Origin of the sequence: Bacillus massiliglaciei (assembly GCF_900098925.1) — a bacterium.
In the GTDB taxonomy this organism is placed as follows: domain Bacteria; phylum Bacillota; class Bacilli; order Bacillales; family DSM-1321; genus Peribacillus; species Peribacillus massiliglaciei.
The window spans coordinates 152,933-174,886 of sequence record NZ_LT622360.1; the positions used below are offsets into that span (position 1 = coordinate 152,933).

Genomic DNA, 21,954 nt, shown 5'->3' on the forward strand with positions numbered 1-21,954 from the left:
TAACGTATTTTATGTTTTTCCTATAAAGAAAGTGTCTATCCGGCTATATTTTTTTAGCAGTAAAAGGAGAATCAGCATGGAAGATGTATGGATAAAAATTGGATTTATGATTATAATCGGAGCCCTGATCGGAGGGTTTACCAATTTGCTGGCGATTCGAATGCTTTTCCGGCCTTATAAAGCGATTCATGTGTTCGGCAAGAGGCTTCCTTTCACACCGGGCCTGATTCCAAAACGGCAGGAGGAACTGGCTTCACAGCTGGGTAAATTGGTCGTTGAGCATTTAATTACTCCAGAGAGCATTGAAAGAAAAGTTTTGAACGGAACAGCACAGCAGAATTTGACGCGCTTTTTGCAGCGGGAAGCAAGAAATTTTCTTGCTTCAGAGCAAAGCTTGGATGAAATATTAAAGGAGTATGGGTTAGAGGACACGGCGAAATCTCTTGAAAGCAATGTGCAGCAATATGTACTTGCCCGTTATGACGCCTGGATGGATAAGAATCGTGACAAAAGTCTGGATGAACTTCTGCCTTCACAGCTTCAAGGAAAAGCTGCCGAGAGCATTCCGGCTGTGTCACAGTTTATAGTTTCCAAAGGAACAGAGTACTTTAACAGTCCTGCAGGCAAGGCACGTCTCGAAATTATGATCGATGATTTCTTTAAGGAACGCGGAAAGATGATGAATTTGATCCAGATGTTCCTGGGAAATGAAAAAATTATCGATAAAATTCATCCGGAAATCATAAAGTTTTTACAACAGCCGCGTACATCGGAATTATTAACGGTGCTTATTCAGAAAGAGTGGGAAAACATCACCAAATGGAAGCTTAAACGTTTTGAGCAGGCCATTGGCAGCGATTCAATTAAGGAATCCTTGACGGCTGTGATCCCAGAGTTCATCCCAGTGTCATCTTTCATGAATCAGCCAATTGGTGATTGGGCTGTGAGGTTTGCCGATCCGCTGGCAGAGAAAGGGATTCCGGCCGCTGTTGAGAAATTGATTGCCTATATGATTACGCATATACAGCCAATGTTCAAAAAGCTCAGACTGGAAGAAATTGTGGAAGAACAAGTAGCATCCTATTCTGTTGTCAGATTGGAACAAATGGTTATATCGATTACGAAAAAAGAATTATCCATGATTACGTATCTCGGGGCACTTCTCGGCGGGATTATCGGATTATTCCAAGGGTTTGTCATGTTATTGCTGTAAAAGTGCGTTTCATTTGTTATAGTGGATGAGAAGTCCTGTATAAAGAGGAGGAATTTACTTAATGAGCAACATTTACGATACGGCTTATGGAATGGAAAAGGCCATTCGAGACAGCAACGAATATGCGGATTTAAAGCGCCTGTATGAACTGGTGAACAGTGATGCATCAACAAAAGGGATGTTTGAAAACTTCCGTACTCTTCAAATGCAGCTGCAACAAAAGCAGATGATGGGAGAAGAGATTTCTCCTGAAGAAGTAGAACAGGCTCAAAAGACGGTTCAGCTTGTTCAGCAGAACCCAACTATTTCTCAATTGATGGAAGCAGAGCAAAGGATGAGCCTGGTGATTGCGGATTTAAATAAAATCATCATGAAGCCTTTGGAAGAGCTTTACGGTCCTTCAGATAAATAAGGACGGAAATATAAAAGACAGGCCGAGATTTATTTCTCTGCCTGTCTTTTTCTTTGCCGTAATGAAGATTAGACGATAGATGGATGACGCCGCCAAGAAAGGTAATACGTTCTATGTCTTTTTGTATCTGCATACAAATAAGAAAGGACACATGACAGATGGGGGAGAGATCAGCATGGTGTATCGTTTGCTTGCGGTTAATATTGATGGGACGCTGCTTCAATCAAATGGCCGTTTAAATAAATTGACGAAAGAAGCGATTGAATATGTTCACCAAAAAGGTGTCCATGTTTCGCTTGTCACTTCAAGGAACTATCATTCGGCTAAAAAGGTGGCAAAGGCTTTAAAAATTAAGCCAATGATTATTGCCCATCACGGTGCATTCGTCGGACAGACGATTGATAAGCCGATTTTCATAAAAAGAATGTCTGAAGAATTAACGCTTGAACTAGTTCAGCTGCTTGAAAAAACAGAATGTCAAATACAGCTTGTGCATGAAAAACGTTCGGTTGGAAACCGAGTCAACGTTCCTGAAAATTTATTGGGAAAGGCCGTCTTTTCTCCTTATGAACAAAATCTTTATTCTCAAGAGTTTGTAGATCTTATAAGTGAAGAACTTGCCTTAAACCCCTTCGCAGCTACGAAGGTTGAGACTGTATTCGCATCTAGGAGTGAAAAGCAGGAGATGATCGGCTTATTGAAGGAACTGTTTCCTGAAGTGGGAATCATTCAAACAGGAGATTTAAAACTGACTCTTGTCCCGAAAGGCGTCGCTAAATGGAATGGGTTATTATATCTGGCCGACTATCTGGGAGTAAAGCGGAGTGAAATAGTGGCAATCGGGGACGGTCTCGACGATTTAGAGATGATTGCAGGAAGCGGGCTCGGAGTGGCGATGGGAAATGCTGAACCTGAAGTTAAACGGGCTGCTAAGTGGGTCACCCGGACCAATGATGAACAGGGAGTTGCATACATGCTAAAGGAATTTTTCAGAAAGCAGCATCCTATTGATTTTTTGATGAAGATGAATATGCTGAAATGAGAGGGCTGGCCAAAGCCCTTCTTTAGATAAGGACAATTGGCTGTTCCTGGGGGCCGGTATGAGCGAGAGGCAGCAGGCATGACCCGTGTCCGGGAAGTATAAAAAAATCAAATTCCCCTTGAGAAATTTGATTTCAGAGTGCAGGCAAACTCGAAGAATTACGAGTTTGCCTGCACTCTTTTTTATTTAAAAATAAAATGATTGCGTAGGTTGATTTCCACTCCGGGTGGGCGCTTTTCTCGCTGGAGTCTCCCCGCGCCCTGAAAGCAAGTGCGGAGTGGAAATCAACGAATTGTAACCGCAATTTCATCCGAAATGACCAAAAGCAACGAGGGGGAGAGCCTCTCAATGCCTCTATTTATTCTTGTCCCGGCATTTTATGCATTCTTTTTGACCAGCCGTTTCATGGCATGGATTTGTCCAAGATGGTTCATCTCGTGAATGACGGTTAGAGAAACCAATTCACCGTAGGTTTCGAATTGCATAAATGGCTGTTCGAGTTTCTCGCTCAGCCGTTCTTCTGGAATGGTAAGGAGTCTTTCCAGCTGTTCTTCCAATTTATCCTTCAATTCATTCATGGAAGGGACGTCGTCTGTCCAGTCGGATGGCTTTGAACCATATCCAAATAGTTTTTCGTATTCGGCAGGAAGATTTCCTGTATACGGAAAGCCAAGCAAAAACTTCTCGGCAGTTGTCAATACGTGCCCGATATGCCAATGAATCGTATTATTGAATCCTTCAGGCTGCACATCTGCTTCTTCGGCGCTGATATCCGCAAGCTCCTGCAGAAAATTCCTGCGCATCATCTCTAACTGTCTTTTTACATAGTCCATAGTCTTTACCTCCAATCTTCTCCTTTAAATTATAACGGTATCCTGCGCTGCACCGCAAATAATCAGCAATTAGGCGGCTCTTGAAAATATCAGAAAATTATATATAATGAAAATACGTTAGTTAATATTACATAGCATGGTTATTTAATTTACATAAAGGAGAGCTGAGATGCGCTTAACCTCAAGGGAACAAGAAAAATTAATGGTCGTTGTAGCTGCCGATCTGGCCAGAAGGAGAATGCAGCGCGGCCTGAAATTGAATTATCCGGAAGCCGTCGCTATCATTACCTATGAAATTGTGGAAGGGGCCAGAGATGGTAAAACGGTTGCGGAGCTTATGCAATACGGAAAAACGATTTTATCAAGCGAGGATGTGATGGAAGGGGTTGGAGAAATGATTCATGATATTCAGGTGGAAGCGACATTTCCGGATGGGACAAAATTGGTGACTGTCCATAATCCTATCCAGTGATAAAGAAAAGGAGGATTCTGCTATGAAGCCCGGAGAGTATATTTTGAAGCAAGAACCCGTTATCTGCAATGCAGGGAAACCGGTCACTCTGATCAAGGTTGTCAATCGGGGGGACCGCCCGGTGCAGATTGGCTCGCATTTTCATTTTTACGAAGTGAATGAAGCGTTAGAGTTTGACCGGGAAGATGCACTTGGACAGCATCTTAATATACCGGCTGGAACGGCTGTCCGTTTTGAACCGGGAGATCCAAAGGAAGTAGAATTGGTTCCTTTTGGGGGAGAGAAGGCAATTTACGGGCTGAACAATAAGACTAACCGGATTATTGGATAAGGGAGGAATGGCAAGTGAGCCATGAAATGTCACGAAGGCAATATGCGGATATGTTCGGCCCGACTAAAGGAGATCTTGTCCGTCTGGCTGATACGGATCTGTTTATAGAAATAGAGGAAGATCTTACTCAATACGGGGATGAGGTGAAGTTCGGGGGCGGAAAAGTGATTCGCGACGGAATGGGACAGCATCCTCTGGCTCTCAGGGATGAAGTGATGGACCTTGTTCTGACGAATGCGACGATTGTAGATTACACCGGAATTATTAAAGCAGATATCGGGGTGAAGGACGGAAGGATTGCCGCCATTGGCAAAGCGGGAAATCCTCTTTTAATGGATGGAGTGACGATAGTGATCGGGGCAGCGACCGAAATTATTGCTGCTGAGGGCCTGATTGTTACAGCGGGAGGCATTGATGCCCATATCCATTTTATTGCCCCGCAGCAAATTGAGACAGCTTTGACGAGCGGGGTTACGACTATGATTGGAGGCGGAACAGGACCTGCAACCGGGACAAATGCAACGACCTGTACGCCCGGAAAATGGAATATTCACAGAATGCTTGAAGCAGCTGATCATTTCCCTATGAATCTTGGTTTCTTAGGAAAAGGAAATGCCTCTTCCAAAGAGCCTTTGATCGAACAAATCGAGGCCGGAGCGATCGGTCTTAAGCTGCATGAAGATTGGGGAACAACGGCTGCAGCGATCGATGCCTGTCTGACAGCGGCCGATGAATATGATGTTCAGGTTGCCATACATACGGATACGCTGAATGAAGGGGGCTTTGTGGAAGATACGATGAAAGCCATCGGCGGCAGAGTCATCCATACATACCATACAGAAGGAGCGGGGGGAGGCCACGCCCCGGATATTATTAAAGCGGCCAGCTATCCAAACGTTCTCCCGTCTTCTACGAATCCAACAAGGCCTTATACCATCAATACGCTCGAGGAACATTTGGACATGCTGATGGTCTGTCATCATTTAGACCCCTCCGTACCGGAGGATATTGCCTTCGCCGATTCACGCATTCGTAAAGAGACTATAGCAGCAGAGGATATATTGCATGATTTAGGTGTGTTCAGCATGATCAGCTCGGATTCTCAGGCCATGGGCCGGGTAGGAGAAGTCATCATGAGAACCTGGCAGACAGCTGATAAAATGAAAAAACAGCGCGGGAAAATGAAAGAAGAAACACGGACAGGAGATAATTTTCGAGTCAAACGGTATATTGCCAAATACACAATCAACCCGGCGCTGACCCATGGGATTTCCGATGAAGTTGGTTCGGTGGAAGTCGGCAAACTTGCTGACCTGGTCGTCTGGGATCCTGCCTTCTTCGGAGTGAAGCCTGATTTGGTTATTAAAGGCGGAATGATTGCTCACAGCGTTATGGGTGATCCGAATGCTTCAATCCCCACGCCTCAGCCTGTTTTATACAGACCAATGTTTGCAAGCTTTGGGAAAGCCGTTCATCAAACATCCGTCACATTTATCTCACAATCGGCTTATGAAAAAGGAGTGCATAAAGAACTGGGATTAAAGAAAATGGTGAAAGCTGTTACGAATGTTCGAAATCTAAAAAAAAGTAATATGAAGCTAAATGGAGAAACGCCGGAAATTGAGGTGGATCCGCAAACGTATGAAGTCAAGGTAGACGGTGAATTGATTTATTGCGAACCGGCCGAGGTGCTGCCGATGGCACAGCGTTATTTCTTATTTTGAGGTGAAAGTATGATAGTAGAAAAAGTGATTGGCAATATACACACGGTAAACGAGTGGACAGGCCATACGGAAAAGATTTATTTAGAAAGCGATTCTTTAAGGAAAAGAATTCAGCGCGTAACAACTGACCATGGAAATGTCATTGGTATCAGACTCTTGGAGAACAAAGATCTAAGGGACGGAGATATTCTTCATCAGGATGAAAAAAATCGGATTGTGATATCGACTTTGGCGGATGATGTGCTGACCATCCTGCCGGAATCCATTGGGCAAATGGGTGAGATTGCGCATCAGTTAGGCAACCGGCACTTGCCTGCCCAATTTGAAGGCGATGAAATGATTGTCCAATATGATTATCTGGTGGAAGAACTGTTAGCAGAGCTGGGAATTCCTTATAAACGGGAAAAGAGAAAAGTCAGACAGGCTTTTCGTCACATTGGCCATTCTCATGAATGAGGGTATTTTCCCGCTGCTGCAGCTGTGTGATTCGAATTTTCCTTCAGGAGCCTTTTCCCATTCGTTTGGGATGGAAACATATATTCAGGAAGGGAAAATTGTCGATTCTTTGACATTCCAAGAGTTCCTGGGAGTGTATATTGCCCATACGCTTGTATATAACGATGGACTTGCCTGCAAAATGGCCTATGATTACCTGGAAAATAATGAATGGGAAAAAATATGGGAGCTGGATGAGATCCTTTTTACTGGCAATGCTCCTTCCGAATCAAGAGAGGGGACAAGAAGAATAGGCCAGCAGATGGCCAAGCTCTGTTTAGAGCTTTATCCATCAGAAGCTTTAGCTGCTTATTATCAAAGAATGAAACAAAAAGAGAGCTGCGGTCATTCAGCAATTGTCTTTGCTCTCGTATGCTGTAAATTGGATTATCCCAGCAGCCTTGCCATCGAAGCCTGTCTTTATGCTGCAGTGTCATCCTTAATTCAGAATGCAGTAAGAGGAATTCCATTGGGACAGACGGCGGGGCAGAAGCTGCTGATTTGGGCACACGGAGAAATCCAGAAGGCAGCCAGGCTTGCAGCTAAACTGGATAGCGGTGATCTGGGGAGGACTCAACCGGGACTTGAAATTTCCCAAATGAGACATGAAAGATTAAATGTACGACTATTTATGAGCTGACAGAAGGAGAGGTGAAGGCCTGGAACAGCAGGCCTGAAAGATGAGCGGAATTGTAAAAATCGGAATTGGCGGACCCGTGGGAGCCGGAAAGACCATGCTGGTTGAAAAACTGACGCGTGCAATGGAAAAAGATGTGAATATGGCGGTTGTGACCAATGATATTTATACAAAAGAGGATGCTTTGTTTTTGATGAGAAACGGCGTATTGCCGGAGGATCGTATTATTGGAGTGGAGACAGGAGGATGTCCGCATACAGCTATTCGAGAGGACGCATCCATGAATTTTGCAGCGATTGAAGAACTTACGGATCGTCATGAGGGGCTCGAATTAGTTTTTGTAGAAAGCGGAGGTGACAATCTGGCAGCTACATTCAGTCCTGAGCTTGTGGATTTTTCCATCTATATCATCGATGTAGCGCAGGGAGAAAAAATTCCTCGTAAAGGCGGACAGGGAATGATCAAGTCTGACCTGTTTATCATCAATAAAATCGATTTGGCTCCATATGTCGGGGCAAGCCTCGAGGTGATGGAACAAGATACCTTGGCAACAAGAGGAAACAAGCCATTTTTCTTCACAAACCTTAAGACCGGGCAGGGCTTGGATGATGTCATCCAATGGATCAAGTCTGAAGCTTTTCTGATTGGGATTGACCAATGACGCTGACAGGGAAACTGGTATTGAAGGCGGCTGAAAAAAATGGACGGACCATTTTGACAGATACATATTTTGATGGGGCCTTCAAACTGTCCCGGCCGGTTTTTTTTGATGATCAGGTTCCAACCTATTTTTTGATTCATGTGGGCGGCGGATATGTAAGCGGAGATACCTATCACCAGTCTTTTCATCTGGAAGAAGGAGCAGAGCTGACGCTGACAACCCAGTCCGCTGCCAAAGTCTATAAGACTACAGGAGGTCCTGCACGGCAGCATACTGATATTTATTTGGGACAGGACAGTTTTTTGACCCTGCTTCAGGATCCGGTGATAGCTTTTGAGCATGCAAGATATGCACAGGAAACGGCAGTAAGAATGGAAAAAGGATCCGGTTTGATACTGACGGACATTTTTACTCCGGGATGGTCGGAGGACCGGCGGGAATTTAGCTATGACTGGATACGCTCCAGGATGGATGTGTTTTATGAAGGAAAAAGAATTATCTATGATAATCTTGTGCTCCAGAGAGAAGATCTATTATCTTCCATGCTGCAGCTTGAAGGGTTCACTCATTACGGTTCATTATTGTTTATTCATGAGGAGCTCAATGAAACGGTGATGGAAATGATTTGGGGGAAGGCAGAAAGCTTTCAGGGAATCCGGGCAGGCATGTCCCGCCTGACGGTGAATGGATTTTTCTTAAGGATATTAGCGAACCAGACACAGGTCATTGAAAAGGCATTCTCTGAATGTGAAACGATTCTCAGAAAGAAAGTGTTAAAAAAGATGACCGGGGTTTTTTACCGCAAATACTAAAGAGGCCGGCGTCATGGCAGTTGACCAGAATATGCTGATTGGGTAAACTTATAAGATATTTTAAAATCAGCATACAGATAGGTGATTATCTTGAATATAGAAGTAAAAGGGTTAAATGATGAGCGGTTCCAGCGGCCGCTTCAAAATATAGCAAATCTCTTTTTTGAAGAATCCAAGGCTGCACAGAAAGCAATGGAGGATCCGGACATCACGATTGAATTTCAATGGTCGGTAAGCAAAAGGGTCGATGTTTCAGCCGTCTTGGTTCATCATGAGGACGGCCTGCAGTTTACCGCACACCATGACGAAGAGCTTGTTCTTCCTGCCGGAGAGAAAGAACGATTCATACAAGTCAAAAGGGCTGTCTCGAATGTCTATCTTCAGGTACTTCAGCAGCTGACAGGGATGACACAAAAATGGGGCATTCTCACTGGCATCCGGCCGACAAAGCTGCTTCATAAAAAGCTGCACCAGGGTCTTTCTGCTGATGAAGCCTATGCGGAACTGCAGAATGATTATCTGATTTCAGATGAAAAAATCGATTTGATGCAGCGAATCGTGGACCGCCAGCTGGCCGTTGTTCCGGATTTATATGAGCTTAGAAAAGAAGTCAGCATCTACATTGGCATTCCCTTCTGCCCAACCAAATGCGCATATTGTACGTTTCCGGCTTATGCCATTAATGGGCGCCAAGGATCGGTTACTTCCTTTTTAGGCGGTCTGCATTATGAAATTAAGGAAATGGGCCGCTATTTGAAAGAGAAGGGAATTAAGATTACGACCATTTATTATGGCGGCGGGACTCCGACCAGCATTACGGCTGAAGAAATGGATATGCTGTATGAAGAGATGTACGAATCTTTCCCGGATGTGGAAAATGTCAGGGAAGTAACAGTTGAAGCGGGGCGTCCGGATACGATTACCCCTGAGAAACTGGAAGTATTGAAGAAATGGAATATTGACAGAATCAGCGTGAATCCGCAGTCTTACATTCAAGAAACCCTGAAAGCGATTGGACGGCACCATACAGTTCAGGAAACAATAGATAAGTTCCATCTATCCAGAAGGATGGGCATGAACAATATCAATATGGACCTGATCATCGGACTTCCGGGAGAAGAACTGCCTGAATTTGAAACAACACTGGATGAAACAGAAAAACTGATGCCTGAGTCTTTAACGGTTCATACATTATCTTTCAAACGTGCTTCCGAAATGACCAGAAATAAACAAAAATATAAAGTCGCTTCACGGGAAGAAGTAGAAAAGATGATGCATGCCGCCGAAGATTGGACGGCCAGAAAAGGATATATGCCTTACTATTTATATCGCCAGAAAAACATTCTGGGCAATCTGGAAAATGTGGGTTATTCCATACCTGGGCAGGAAAGCATCTATAATATTATGATTATGGAAGAACAGCAAACGATTCTTGGTCTGGGATGCGGAGCGGCGAGTAAATTTGTCCATCCTGTCACAGGAAAAATCGAACATTTTGCCAATCCAAAGGATCCAAAATCGTATAATGATAATTTTGAGCATTATACTCATAAGAAAATTGAGATGCTTGAAGAAGTATTTAAAGAAGAAAGCTCCCAGATATAGGTTCGGAAGCTAAAGAAGGCACCGGAGGATATTCTCTCGGTGCCTTCTTTTAATGGCAGATAATTCTTAGACAAGCAAACGAAGTCCCGAATTACTCGGATTAAATCGCTTTATCAGGCCCTCCGCAGCGGCATCGAACAGCAGCGGAATGACCCGCCGGATTTTATGATTTCGCTGATGTCCACTTCAATAACTGTAAACCCTTTTTTTCTAAGCTGATCATTCGTCTTTTTATTGACAGGCAGGCTGATGATCTTGCCATCCCCAATTGAAAGCACGTTCGTACCCAAGGTGAATTGTTCTTCTGATGGCACTTCAATTAAATGGTATCGGCTTTCGAGCTTCTTTAAGACTTCTGGATCAATGGCATCACGGTAAACTAAGGCATCATTCGGTGATATGACATTGAATATGCAGTCCAGATGAAGATATTTTTCCTCAAAAGAGATAGCAGTAATGTCATAATCCGGCAGCATTTCGTTTAAGTAGTCAATTGAAACTTCATGGGTTCGGGAGCTTTGCCCAATGTATAACTGCTTGCCGTCCAGAATGACATCCCCTCCTTCGATATGTTTTTTGCTGATATTGTGATAAGGGACATTATGTTCAGTAAGCCAAGAACGCAGGATTTCTTCTTCTCCCTGTCGAATGGGCTGTGCCATTTCTGCTAAGTACACTTTATCATCAATGGTAAAACCGATGTCTCTCGTGAAGACCTGCTCGGGAAACTCTGGAAGGGAAGGCAGTTTAATAACCTCGATTCCCTCCTTCTCCATGGCTGCAACGAAATTATTATGCTGTTTGAGCGCTTCAGTGATGTTGATATTGTTCTTTATATATTTCTTTTGGGTTTCATTAATAATATCGCGGATTTTCATATGTTCTGGATCGCAGACAATTACTTTTTCTAACGTTCCATACTCCGTTCTGCAAGAGCAGGCCGTTGTTGCTGACTTTTTTGTTTGTAGCATACTTCATATTCCCCCATTTTTTTGATACTTATATAGTTCCCTAATATCGCACTGAAAAAACAGCTAATAACTTGCTTTTGAAAAATACAGGGAAAAATCTGCAGGCAGGGGCTTTTATGAATTCATCAGCCAGCTTAACATAACAATTAGTCCTTGTTTGTATAAAAATTCAAAAAAGTACAACAATTAAAAGTGGATAGATTGTATAATGATTATAGAATCGCTTACAGAGGAGGAAGAGGAGTGGAAATTGAATCTGCTTTGTCGAATGTCCTGGTCGATTATAATGGCAGAACAGCGACTGTATCGATGAATCGCCCGAAGTCCATGAATGCGATCAATCCGGAAATGCTGCAGGAATTAGTAAAAGCCTTAAAAGAAGTATCAGAGAATGAAGATATTGATATCGTGATCTTAAAGGGAAACGGGAAAGCGTTTTCGTCTGGCGGAGATATCAAAATGATGATGGATGCGGGGCAGGAGGGGCAATTTGATGAACTTATGGACGGAATCAGCGAATTAGTGACATCGCTTTATTTCATGCCTAAGCTGACGATCAGCGCTATCCATGGTGCAGCTGCAGGATTAGGATTAAGCCTGGCTTTGGCTACGGATTATCTGATCGCAGAGTCTGACAGCAAAATAGCGATGAATTTCATCGGAATTGGTTTGGTTCCGGATGGAGGGGGACACTTTTTCCTTGAAAGGCGTTTGGGAGAAGTCGGTGCCAAGGAACTGATTTGGGAAGGAAAGGTGCTCACGTCTCAGGAAGCATTCGAAAAACGTCTGATTCACGAAGTGGCAGAGGGCTCTTTAGAGGAAGCTGTACATCGCAAGGTCGAGGGCTGGCTTGCCAGCCCAATACAGGCCATGGTCAAAACAAAAAAAATCCTCAGTGAAAAAAATCGGCCGCTCCTATTGAAAATATTGGAAATCGAAAAAGCAGCACAGATGAAAATGCGTAAAACAGAAGACCATCTCGAGGGAATCCGTGCCTTTGTCGAGAAAAGGAAGCCGAATTTTACAGGTAAATAAAAAACAAAACAAGGCGTATGAATAGTTCATACGCCTTTATTGTGTGTCATCGGTGGAATACAATCATTTTTCCGTCTGGTGCCGTACAACGATGCGTGCGTTCTTCATAGCCCTTTTCTTCTAAAATCCTTTCAGCAATTTCTTTCGCGTCGTTATTGTTCTCCGCATTGATCGATTCATCCAGCAGTTTTTCTCCGGATGGATCAAAAACGGTCAGTTTATAAAGTTTGCTCATGCGTCAGCCTCCCCATACACTGTTTTCCTTCTGATTACATCGTATTGCTATCCATATTTTAACACCTGAATAGCAGTTCGCCAATCATTTTATGAATAGTCATTCAGTTTTCAAGAAATACTGCAGCTGATTCAGGGCATACTGAGAAGAGGATGATTATAAGTTTCCTTGCTTACAGTCCAATCCCAACTAATGCTATAATATAAAGGGAAAATAAATGAATTGTGTATTGGATTGACCAGAAAGGGGCATTTTTGTCATGACAGACAGAATCGTGAATAATATTACAGAATTAATCGGAGATACACCGGTTGTGAAAATTAACCGCCTTACAAATGAAGGGGATGCGGATGTATATGTAAAGCTTGAATATTTCAATCCGAGCAGAAGTGTAAAGGACCGGGCTGCCTTCAATTTAATTAAAGTAGCGGAAGAGCAAGGTCTTTTGGTGCCGGGATCGACAATCATTGAGCCTACAAGCGGGAACACAGGTATCGGACTTGCCATGAATGCAGCTGCAAAAGGATACAGAGCCATTTTGGTCATGCCTGATAATATGTCAAAAGAGAGAATCAATATTTTAAAAGCTTACGGGGCGGAAGTCGTCTTGACACCTGCAGCGAAGAGAATGCCTGGTGCGATTGAAAAGGCGAAGCAATTAGTTGAAGAAATACCAAACAGTTTCATGCCGCAGCAATTCGAAAATCCGGCCAATCCGGATATTCACCGGACTACAACAGCTGTGGAGATTCTTGATCAAATGGACCGCCAGCTGGATGCGTTCGTAGCAAGTTCAGGTACAGGTGGCACGATCACTGGCACAGGCGAAGTATTAAAGGAAGAGCTGCCTGATATTAAGGTTATTGTCGTAGAGCCTAAAGGGTCACCAGTATTGTCTGGGGGAAAGCCTGGCACCCATAAGCTGGTCGGAACAAGCCCGGGATTCATCCCAAGCACGTTAAATACGGAAGTATACGATGAGATTATTCAGGTAGCTGATGAGGATGCCATTGAAACAATGAAAGCATTGGCTGCTAAAGAAGGGATATTAGTCGGCCCTTCTGCTGGAGCGACTGTCTGGACAGCTCTTCAGGAAGCAAAACGGCTTGGCAAAGGAAAAAGGGTTGTTTGCATTGCGCCTGATAACGGAGAAAGATATTTAAGCATGAATTTGTTTTAAAAAAGTAAGGTGAAAAGAGAATAAAAAAATGCAGTCCATGGATAGTAGGGCCGGATCATTACCGGCTAATCCTGGGCTTTTTTTCTGTTTTGAATGGGAAAATACGTTCCCTTTATGATAGAATGAAGGCATTCAATTGGATGGAGGTGGAATGAATGGGAGGAGTGACCTTCATACATGCTGCAGATCTTCACCTGGACAGCCCGTTTACCGGCTTAAAAGATCTTCCAACTTTCGTGATGGAGGATTTAAGAGCCAGCACTTTTAGAGCCTTTCAGAAAGTCATTGAAAGTGCTTTGTTCCATAAGGTAGATTTTGTGATCTTAGCAGGTGATTTGTTTGATGGTGAAAATCGGAGCCTGAGAACACAGGTTAAGATGCGCATTGAGATGCAGAGGCTGGATGCAGCAGGAATTCCGGTTTATATCATACATGGCAACCATGACCATCTTTCCGGATCCTGGATTTCGATAGAGATGCCGGAAAATGTTCATGTATTCGGGGGCAGGACTGAGAGTGCAGTTTATGTAAAAGAAGATGGAACAACTGTCCGTTTATATGGTTTCAGCTACACCAAACGTCATGTAACGGAAAGGATGATCAAAACCTATTCGAAGGAGGGCGAGGCCGATTATCATATCGGACTGCTTCACGGAAATCTTGAAGGAGAAGCGGAACACAGCCCTTATGCTCCCTTTTCTCTAAGGGATCTATCTGATAGGGAGTTTGATTATTGGGCACTGGGGCATATACATAAACGCCAAATTGTTTCAGAAGAGCCGCTTGCTATTTATCCAGGGAACATACAAGGGAGAAACAGGAAGGAAAGCGGACCAAAAGGCTGCTGTCTTGTCGAGCTGGATGGATCGAATAAACGTTTTCAGTTTATAGATACAGCTGAAATCGTATGGGAAAAAGAAGTGATTCAGCTGCCTGAAACTGCTGGATTCGATACGACCCTGCAGCTTTGTGAGAGAATAATTGAAGAAAAAGGAGGAAAAAAAACGCTGCTGGACTTGGAACTCGATATTGCCGGTCACCAAGATCCGTTTTTTTTCAGCCTGGAAATGCTTGAGGATATAAAGGAGATTCTGCAGGAGCAAATCCAAGAAGAAAATTATGCGGCCGTGCACCGGCTTCGCACTGCGAATCATGAAAATTTGAACAAGCTGACGGAAGAATCCCCTTTTTTACAGGAACTTTCTGCCTTAGCAGCAGATTTTCAAGGAGTTGACTCCGCTATTGCCCCCCTTTATAAACATACAGCTGCCAGAAAGTATTTAGAGCCACTAAGCAAGGAAGAAGGAAAAGAACTTCTCATTCAGGCGGAAAATTGGCTGAAAATGCAGTTTTTGAAATCAAAATAGAAAGGAGGGAACCCGTTTATGAAAATAAAGGAATTACATATCTATGGATACGGAAAGCTTGAGAATGAACGGTTCACTGATCTTAAACAGCTGCAAGTCTTCGCAGGGAAAAATGAATCGGGGAAATCAACGATTATGTCATTTATCCAGAGTATGCTATTTGGCTTTCCGACTAAGGCCCAGCATGAGCTTCGCTATGAACCGAAGCAGCATGCGAAATATGGCGGAGCTCTTGTCCTTGAATCCAAGGAATATGGAGAAATCCATATCGAGAGGGTAAAAGGAAAAGCAGCAGGGGATGTGAAAGTGACCTTTGCAAACGGGGAAACAGCGGGGGAAGAAGGATTGGAAAGAATCCTCCAAGGGATGGATAAGCCCCATTATCAGTCGGTATATTCCTTTAATCTCGACGGGCTTGCACAGGTTTCTTCTATAAACGAGAAAGAATTGGGGAAATATTTACTTTCTGCCGGGCTCTTCGGGAATGACAGATTAACTGATGTCGAAGCAAAGCTTCAAAAAGAACTGGATAAACGTTTTAAACCATCCGGACAAAAGCCGGAACTGAATATAAAACTAAAGAAAACAAGAGCACTTAATGAGCGGCTGAAAGCGGCAGAATCAGAACAAAGTGTCTATTCTGCTCTGCTTGATGAGAGAAAAAATATAGAAAAAAAGCTGGCCGGGCTAATGGAAGAATTCAGCCAGACCGAGAAGAGATTAATGGAGCAGACCGAATTTCTTCGCATGAAGCCATTACTGGAGAAGAAAAAGGAAATAGAGGAAAGAATCGGCCATTTGAAGGACGGTACAGATTTCCCAGCCAATGGCCTGCGAAAACTGGAACAGATTCAATCTGCTTTGATCCCGCTGCACTCCCAGAGGAAGGCGCTGCTCGAAAATAAGCGAAGGATAGAGGAAAAACTGGCAGATAATGAAATCTTGCCTTATATCAGGGACAATAAAGAAGCAATAGAGACATCGATGTCGCAGTCTGCTTTTTTCGATAAATTGGAATTGGATATTAAGACTCTCGAAATGGAAATGAGAAGCAATAGGAGAGAAATTGAGAGGGTTAAGCAGACACTCCATTTGAATGACGAAACAGTCCATATTCTGCAGTTGGACACCAGCACATTTATGAAGGAAAAAATAAAAAAGCTGGAACGTAAGCTGCATCGTTTGAGAGACACGAAAATGCAGTTAGATCAGAAGTATGGCACACAAAAGGATAAATTGGAGGCTGCCGAAAAAAGGGTAGCCGAATTACAAAGTAAGCTTCTTCCAAATGACAAGAGAGAACAGCTTGAAAATCAGCGGGCTGCTCATGAGAATGAGACTTACCGTACATTAAAAAAACAGCTGCTGGATGACCAAATAAAAGAACTTGAACAAGCTTCAAAAAGAAACAGGAACTTCAAACAGGCGAATCATCGTTTAGCTGGAGCTATTAGCTGGGGGATTGTTTTCTTATTTATACTGATGGCTGTTTGGAGTTTTTTGAAATCAAATGAGCTGGCAGGTGCCGCTCTAATGGCAGCAGCCGTAATGATGGCTGTCCTGCGGCCATTTAAAAATCCTTCTGGTCAGGAAATGAGTCTGCAAATCAGTAACCTGAAAAAAAAGCGAGAAGAACTCGAATCCCGCACGCCGGGAGATGGGGGAACAGAGTGGCAATCAGCTGAAAGGCTGCTGGAAAATGAGAAAGAAATCCGCCGGCTGCTGGCAGCGGAGAAGACTAAGCTTTCAGAGCGGGAACAGGCCTTTGAAGTGATTATCCAGGAATATGAGGAATGGGAGCAAGCATGGCTTCAAGTGAATGATGACGTGACTGAGGTGTTGGCAGCCTGGGGGCTCTCTGGAAATTCAGCAGAGATTCCGCTCGAAACGGCATTTGAGCTATTGGTAAACTGGAAAACGCTGCTGGAAAAGAATCAGGATATGACAGAGAGGCATCATCTGCTGAAGAAGGACTTCGAAAAAAGGATCGAGGAGTTGCTCTGTCATGGCGCTCGGCTCCGCAAAGGCTTGCAGTCATGGAAAGAAGCAGTGTTTCATGTCCAGAAAGCATTGAAGGAGGCTGCTGCACAGCAAAATCAGACTGAACATTTAAGGGAACAAAACAGTCAGGCAGAGGAAGAACTGGCAAAGCTGCAAGCTGAGATTGAATTTCTTGATAGGGAGATTCAGAAGCTGTTTGTACAGGCAGCGGTCGAATCTGAAGAAGAATTCAGAAGCAAAGCGAAAAGAGCGGAAGAATTTGAAGAATTGCTTAAACAAGCTGAAGTGATTAATATCCAGCTGCGGCAATCCAGGCTCACCGCCGAACAGATGGAGGACTTTTGGGATCAGGATATAAGTTCCTACACAGTCAACAGTCTGGAAAGCCAGCGTGAATCATTGCAGTCCAGAAGAACGGAACTTTTAGAAAAACGATCTGAATTAAAGCATCACATTTTGAAGCTTGAGACAGCCGGAACGTATGATGAAATTCTTCATCAATTCCATGAAGAAAAGGCTTCTTTTAATGAGGAAAGTAAAGAGTGGGCAGTATTTGCACTTGCCAAGGAAATGCTTGAGAGAACTTTAGAGCAGTTTAAGAAAGAACGCCTTCCCAACGTGATCAAGAAAGCCACAGAGTATTTTTCGATGTTAACAGAAGGAGAGTATATCAAAATAGTTTTCAATCAAGAGACAGAAGCTCTTCAGGCTGTCAGAAAGGATCGGCAGCTTTTTGACGCTTCTGAAGTCAGCCGCGGTACAGCAGAGCAAATTTATGTTTCTTTAAGGCTGGCACTTGCTGCGTACAGTTTTGAAAAAGACCCGTTTCCGATGATCATCGATGATAGCTTTGTAAACTTTGATTCTGTAAGAGCGGGTCTTACTATTCGGCTATTAAAGGAAATTGCCCAGAAGCATCAGATCATCTTTTTTACCTGTCATGAACATATGCTTCAGCACTTCAGCAGGGAATCAGTCATTGTGCTGGGAGAAAGCAGCTTTTTAATAAATAGATGAAAAAAATACCAGAGAGTCTTCTCTGGATTTTTTTTCGTTTTTTTGAAATAATAAACATTACCTGTTTTTTAGGAGATAGTAAGATGTGGGAATAAAAGATCATTCTTCCGGATAGGATTATTTACATACTCCTTATAGAAGAAGAATATCATATACTATCAATTATTTTTTAAACAAAGAGAGTGAAGCATAGATGGATTTATTTACATTTAATACCCTTACGGATCCGACATTAAACCTTCGGGTTGAAAAAGAGTTTCCCGGTTTGAGATGTGTTGGGGGAAAATATACGGCTGAAAACCATACCATTACCTTATACGAAAGAGATATCGCGATTCAATGTGAAAGAAAGCTGGGTTCTCTTGAAAGAGTTGAAGAGTATGCCTGGATTATTTATGCTCATGAACTGGGTCATGCGATGGATCCCTTGCTATCAGAAATGAGTGAGGAATTTTTCAGGACATCGGATTCTGGAATCCTCTACCAGATTGAAAGTAATGCCTGGGAAATTGCAAAAGGTTATATTCCGTTTATTGATCAAGACCTATTTGCCCTCATTCGTGAGGAATCACTGCGTCATTGTACGGCGAGAGTAGAAGCTGTCTAAGTCTAAAAATAATCCTTTCAGTATGCCGCTTTAAAAGGGATGGAGAGTATTCTCGATTCCTTTTTGGCGGTTTTAGGTTACTGGTAAAGGAGGCGGTATGCCCCTGTTCACCCAGCATTGACACTGATAATCTATTTCATTAGACTGAATATAAAAGAGAATGAAAGGGGGAAGTGGAATGGGGCAAGCGATGTCAGCTTGTAACAGGGCACTTCCTCAGCTTGTAATAGCGAAGCAAGATGTGCAATGGACAAGCATCATGTATCCTGCTGTTATTTTTAGGGGCGGCAGTTCGCGGCAGAAGGTAGGAGTGAACGGTTATGGTGAATAGTACATCTGATTTAAAAAAAGAGATAATGGACTATCGTTTATCTTTTCAGCAAGAAGAAGATTTTATTCTGATTCAAGACGGTTTAGGCGGAAATCAGGACAGACTTCTGGAATATATGAAGAGAAGGACAGGCGCAAAATCAGACAGGGTTGCTGCTTCTATGTGGATTAGAAGATATGCTTTCTTTTTGGTCGGCCATTTTTTTGCACTGAGCAAGTACCGCTTTCTCTGGAAAGGCAAGATGGAAAATGTAAGGGTCCTGGATGATCCGGATGACGAGATTTGTGCAATGCTGACCTATTATTTGGAGGAAGATGAATGGATTGTGGCAGATGAGAAAGAAGTAGCTGAATCCTTTCATTATATATTGAAAAATTTTGCTTCCTCTATTTTGAATCCTCTTGCATCAGAAACTAAGATTCCTAAAATGGTGATGTGGGAAAATATTTGGAGTTATATTGTATGGATGTATTCCCAGCTTCTTGAGGATCCCGAGAGGAAGGAAAGAATTGAACAGGATCTGTCCATCCTTTTCGACGATGCAGTGTGGGATGGAGTGGAGAGGAAGTCCCCTTTTAAGAAATTGATTGGAAATCAAACGATCTCGGAATATATGAATCCTTTTCAACGGAAGACCTGTTGCTTCTACTACGAAATTGATGGCTATGATAAATGCCCTTATTGTCCTAAACTCGGAAAATAGTAAGTCGAGCAAAAAGTGTCCTTCTAATCAATGATTAAAAGAAGATCAAACCATTGTTGAGAAACAATGGTTTTTGCTTACTGATTCTCCATTAGAAGCTGCGTGTGGTATACTGTATATACTATTTGAACGGAGGCATGGGCATGAAAACTGGTATTATACATTATAGCATTGGTGATTCAGTAGATACATATATGTACATTAAATCTAGCACAAAAGCAGTGGCGAGCAATGGCAAGCCTTTTTTGACGTTGATTTTGGCAGATAAAACAGGAGAAATCGATGCCAAGCTTTGGGACGTTTCTGAAAATGACGAAAAGGCCTTCACAGAGGAATCGACTGTCAAAATTCAAGGAGAAATTCAAAACTTTAGAGGCCGGAGCCAACTAAAGATTCGTAATATCCGGTTAACAACAGAGGCTGATGGGGTAGAGAAGGCGGATTTAATTCAGACAGCTCCTCTTAGCCAGGAAGTGATGATGGAGAAAATCACTCAATACATCTTTGAAATGAGAAATCCTAACCTGCAAAGGATTACTAGATATTTGCTTAAGAAGCATCAGAACGAGTTTCTTACTTTTCCGGCGGCTACGAAAAATCACCATGAATTCATGTCTGGTCTTGCATATCATGTTGTTTCCATGCTTGATTTGGCCAAGGCGATTGCCGGTCTGTACCCATCCTTGGATAAGGACTTGCTGTATGCGGGAATCATCCTTCATGACCTTGGAAAAGTTTTCGAATTATCGGGTCCTGTATCCACGGTCTATACAGTGGAAGGGAACTTGCTTGGGCATATTTCCATCATGGTGAGCGAAATTGGCAAGGCGGCAGATGAATTAAAAATTGATGCAGAAGAGATTATGATTCTTCAGCATCTTGTGCTCGCCCATCATGGCAAGGCTGAATGGGGCAGCCCGAAACCGCCGATGGTCCGCGAAGCGGAAGTACTTCACTACATTGATAATCTGGATGCTAAAATCAATATGATGGACAGAGCATTGGAAAAAGTAAAGCCGGGCGAATTCACGGAAAGAGTGTTTGCACTCGATAACCGTTCTTTTTATAAGCCAAAATTTTAACTAGACGAAAAGTATGCTTCTGATTCCTAATAAGGCGGAAGCATATTTTTTTTGATTCTGCATATTCTCTAGTAAAGCATTGATAGATTTTCCGGAGGTGGGGGTTTTGAGTATTTTAGTATGGCTGCTCTTGGCGGGTATTGTCATCAGTGCCTTTATGTTCGTTCGGGAGGCTAGAGTGGATCAGACTGCGGAAAATGTATGGATTGAGAAAGAGGGACAGAAATATATCGACAGAATGATGGAAGAAAAGGAAAAACGGGGATTGTTGGAAGAGGAAGAAGCAAAAAAAGACGGACCAGCTTAAACTGGTCCGTCTTTTTTCTTTTCCTTACTGCTGTTCATTGTTGGACAGAGCGTCTTTTAATTCTTTATCTTTAATTTCAACGTCTGAATCTTTAATTTCTTTATCTAAAATATCCTGCAGTTTAGCCTGGTCAATTTTTGCAACTTTCAGTTGGCGTTCAAGCTCAGCCTTCTTATCTTCGTAAGATTCCTTAGCTTTTTTATCAGTAAGCTGGATAATGTGATAGCCATAATCGGATTTCACAGGATCGCTGATTTCATTTTTCTTCAATTTATAAGCTGTCTCTTCAAATTCAGGAACCATTTCTCCTGCCCCGAACCAGCCAAGGTCACCGCCATTTTGGGCAGAGCCTGTATCAGTTGAATTTTCTTTTGCCAATTTAGCAAAATCTTCCCCTTTATCCAGCTTCGCTTTGATTTCTTTTGCTTTCTTTTCATCATCGACAAGGATATGTCTTGCCTTGATTTGAGGTTTATAGTCTTCGTAGGCTTTTTTTACTTCATCTTCAGATACTTTAATATCCTTAATGGCAGCTTCTTCCTGAAGCATGCCAATCTTCAAGGAGCGTTTCAAGTCGTCTTCTGTTTTAAATCCTGAAGAAGCAAGAGCAGAATCAAAGTTTTCTCCCATTTGATCTTTAAGCTCTTTTAGCCGTGCATCTACTTCTTTATCCGTTACTTTATATTTATCAGAAAGAACTTTTTCATATACCAGTTCTTGAAGTACTTGGTCCCCATAACGCTCTTTCAAGACATTGTATAAGTCATCTTGGGAGATATCCCCCGCTTTAGATTCTACGACTGCTTTATCTCCGTTATTGCATCCGGTAAGGCCGATCAAACCGGCAGTAACAGCAATCGATAATGCCCATTTCTTCATCA

The 21,954-nt window shown here is 42.8% G+C and carries 24 protein-coding genes; 20 read left to right on the top strand and 4 right to left on the bottom strand.

What is annotated here, in order from left to right; genetic code table 11:
* The first annotated feature begins 76 nt into the window (after positions 1 to 76).
* The 3 genes from BQ4305_RS17225 (at position 77) to BQ4305_RS17235 (ending at position 2,667) form a co-directional block, all read left to right on the top strand.
* Positions 77 to 1,213, top strand: a complete 1,137-nt coding sequence (locus BQ4305_RS17225) for a DUF445 domain-containing protein (protein WP_110928989.1) — start codon at positions 77 to 79, stop codon at positions 1,211 to 1,213.
* Positions 1,214 to 1,274: 61 nt separating this feature from the next.
* Positions 1,275 to 1,625 (top strand): YlbF/YmcA family competence regulator, encoded by a 351-nt coding sequence (locus tag BQ4305_RS17230; protein WP_110928990.1) that lies wholly within the window; start codon positions 1,275 to 1,277, stop codon positions 1,623 to 1,625.
* Between the two features lie 175 nt (positions 1,626 to 1,800).
* Positions 1,801 to 2,667 carry a Cof-type HAD-IIB family hydrolase gene (locus BQ4305_RS17235; RefSeq protein WP_110929677.1) on the top strand — a complete coding sequence of 289 codons (867 nt, stop codon included), beginning with the start codon at positions 1,801 to 1,803 and terminating at the stop codon, positions 2,665 to 2,667.
* A 377-nt stretch (positions 2,668 to 3,044) separates the two neighbouring features.
* Here the strand turns inward: BQ4305_RS17235 and BQ4305_RS17240 are convergent, their stop codons facing one another.
* Entirely contained in the window at positions 3,045 to 3,500 is a 456-nt protein-coding gene (locus tag BQ4305_RS17240) for a DinB family protein (protein ID WP_110928991.1), read from the bottom strand.
* A gap of 169 nt (positions 3,501 to 3,669) precedes the next feature.
* Between BQ4305_RS17240 and BQ4305_RS17245 the strand changes: the two genes are divergently transcribed.
* The 8 genes from BQ4305_RS17245 to BQ4305_RS17280 all read left to right on the top strand — a co-directional run bounded on the left by BQ4305_RS17245 (position 3,670) and on the right by BQ4305_RS17280 (position 10,237).
* Complete coding sequence (locus BQ4305_RS17245) at positions 3,670 to 3,972, top strand: urease subunit gamma (protein ID WP_110928992.1); 303 nt, start codon at positions 3,670 to 3,672, stop codon at positions 3,970 to 3,972.
* 22 nt (positions 3,973 to 3,994) lie between these two features.
* On the top strand, positions 3,995 to 4,303 hold the full coding sequence (locus tag BQ4305_RS17250) for an urease subunit beta (RefSeq protein ID WP_110928993.1): 309 nt from the start codon (positions 3,995 to 3,997) through the stop codon (positions 4,301 to 4,303).
* 14 nt (positions 4,304 to 4,317) lie between these two features.
* On the top strand, positions 4,318 to 6,027 hold the full coding sequence (ureC, locus tag BQ4305_RS17255; RefSeq protein ID WP_110928994.1) for an urease subunit alpha: 1,710 nt from the start codon (positions 4,318 to 4,320) through the stop codon (positions 6,025 to 6,027).
* 9 nt (positions 6,028 to 6,036) lie between these two features.
* Positions 6,037 to 6,483: an urease accessory protein UreE gene (gene ureE / locus BQ4305_RS17260; protein WP_110928995.1), complete on the top strand. Its 447-nt coding sequence runs from the start codon at positions 6,037 to 6,039 to the stop codon at positions 6,481 to 6,483.
* Entirely contained in the window at positions 6,464 to 7,162 is a 699-nt protein-coding gene (locus tag BQ4305_RS17265) for an urease accessory protein UreF (RefSeq protein WP_324611599.1), read from the top strand. Before ureE ends, BQ4305_RS17265 begins: the two co-directional genes overlap by 20 nt.
* 40 nt (positions 7,163 to 7,202) lie before the next feature.
* Positions 7,203 to 7,820, top strand: coding sequence for an urease accessory protein UreG (gene ureG / locus BQ4305_RS17270; RefSeq protein WP_110928996.1), 618 nt, complete (start codon positions 7,203 to 7,205; stop codon positions 7,818 to 7,820).
* Positions 7,817 to 8,632 carry an urease accessory protein UreD gene (locus BQ4305_RS17275; RefSeq protein ID WP_110928997.1) on the top strand — a complete coding sequence of 272 codons (816 nt, stop codon included), beginning with the start codon at positions 7,817 to 7,819 and terminating at the stop codon, positions 8,630 to 8,632. The genes ureG and BQ4305_RS17275 overlap by 4 nt, the downstream gene beginning before the upstream one ends.
* A 90-nt stretch (positions 8,633 to 8,722) precedes the next feature.
* Complete coding sequence (locus tag BQ4305_RS17280; RefSeq protein ID WP_110928998.1) at positions 8,723 to 10,237, top strand: coproporphyrinogen III oxidase; 1,515 nt, start codon at positions 8,723 to 8,725, stop codon at positions 10,235 to 10,237.
* A gap of 113 nt (positions 10,238 to 10,350) precedes the next feature.
* Here BQ4305_RS17280 and BQ4305_RS17285 read toward each other — a convergent pair whose 3' ends face one another.
* Positions 10,351 to 11,208: a dimethylarginine dimethylaminohydrolase family protein gene (locus tag BQ4305_RS17285; RefSeq protein ID WP_110928999.1), complete on the bottom strand. Its 858-nt coding sequence runs from the start codon at positions 11,206 to 11,208 to the stop codon at positions 10,351 to 10,353.
* Between the two features lie 243 nt (positions 11,209 to 11,451).
* Between BQ4305_RS17285 and BQ4305_RS17290 the strand changes: the two genes are divergently transcribed.
* Entirely contained in the window at positions 11,452 to 12,243 is a 792-nt protein-coding gene (locus BQ4305_RS17290; RefSeq protein ID WP_110929000.1) for an enoyl-CoA hydratase, read from the top strand.
* Between the two features lie 46 nt (positions 12,244 to 12,289).
* On the opposite strand, the gene BQ4305_RS17295 is transcribed toward BQ4305_RS17290, so the two are convergent.
* Positions 12,290 to 12,478, bottom strand: a complete 189-nt coding sequence (locus BQ4305_RS17295; RefSeq protein ID WP_110929001.1) for a YhzD family protein — start codon at positions 12,476 to 12,478, stop codon at positions 12,290 to 12,292.
* A gap of 259 nt (positions 12,479 to 12,737) precedes the next feature.
* On the opposite strand from BQ4305_RS17295, the gene cysK reads away from it, so the two are divergent.
* The 8 genes from cysK to BQ4305_RS17330 all read left to right on the top strand — a co-directional run bounded on the left by cysK (position 12,738) and on the right by BQ4305_RS17330 (position 21,073).
* On the top strand, positions 12,738 to 13,658 hold the full coding sequence (gene cysK, locus BQ4305_RS17300; protein ID WP_110929002.1) for a cysteine synthase A: 921 nt from the start codon (positions 12,738 to 12,740) through the stop codon (positions 13,656 to 13,658).
* A gap of 155 nt (positions 13,659 to 13,813) precedes the next feature.
* Entirely contained in the window at positions 13,814 to 15,025 is a 1,212-nt protein-coding gene (locus BQ4305_RS17305) for a metallophosphoesterase family protein (RefSeq protein ID WP_110929003.1), read from the top strand.
* 18 nt (positions 15,026 to 15,043) lie between these two features.
* Positions 15,044 to 18,043, top strand: a complete 3,000-nt coding sequence (locus tag BQ4305_RS17310) for an AAA family ATPase (RefSeq protein ID WP_110929004.1) — start codon at positions 15,044 to 15,046, stop codon at positions 18,041 to 18,043.
* Positions 18,044 to 18,236: 193 nt separating this feature from the next.
* Positions 18,237 to 18,650 carry a hypothetical protein gene (locus BQ4305_RS17315; RefSeq protein WP_110929005.1) on the top strand — a complete coding sequence of 138 codons (414 nt, stop codon included), beginning with the start codon at positions 18,237 to 18,239 and terminating at the stop codon, positions 18,648 to 18,650.
* Between the two features lie 178 nt (positions 18,651 to 18,828).
* Positions 18,829 to 18,981, top strand: a complete 153-nt coding sequence (locus BQ4305_RS21640) for a hypothetical protein (RefSeq protein ID WP_199880741.1) — start codon at positions 18,829 to 18,831, stop codon at positions 18,979 to 18,981.
* The gene (locus BQ4305_RS17320) at positions 18,971 to 19,684 is read left to right on the top strand and encodes an IucA/IucC family C-terminal-domain containing protein (RefSeq protein ID WP_110929006.1); all 714 of its coding nucleotides are present in this window, start codon (positions 18,971 to 18,973) and stop codon (positions 19,682 to 19,684) included. Before BQ4305_RS21640 ends, BQ4305_RS17320 begins: the two co-directional genes overlap by 11 nt.
* Before the next feature lie 143 nt (positions 19,685 to 19,827).
* Complete coding sequence (gene yhaM, locus BQ4305_RS17325) at positions 19,828 to 20,766, top strand: 3'-5' exoribonuclease YhaM (protein ID WP_110929007.1); 939 nt, start codon at positions 19,828 to 19,830, stop codon at positions 20,764 to 20,766.
* Positions 20,767 to 20,872: 106 nt separating this feature from the next.
* The gene (locus BQ4305_RS17330) at positions 20,873 to 21,073 is read left to right on the top strand and encodes a sporulation YhaL family protein (RefSeq protein WP_110929008.1); all 201 of its coding nucleotides are present in this window, start codon (positions 20,873 to 20,875) and stop codon (positions 21,071 to 21,073) included.
* 24 nt (positions 21,074 to 21,097) lie between these two features.
* Here the strand turns inward: BQ4305_RS17330 and BQ4305_RS17335 are convergent, their stop codons facing one another.
* Positions 21,098 to 21,952 carry a peptidylprolyl isomerase gene (locus tag BQ4305_RS17335; protein ID WP_110929009.1) on the bottom strand — a complete coding sequence of 285 codons (855 nt, stop codon included), beginning with the start codon at positions 21,950 to 21,952 and terminating at the stop codon, positions 21,098 to 21,100.
* Between the last annotated feature and the right edge of the window lie 2 nt (positions 21,953 to 21,954).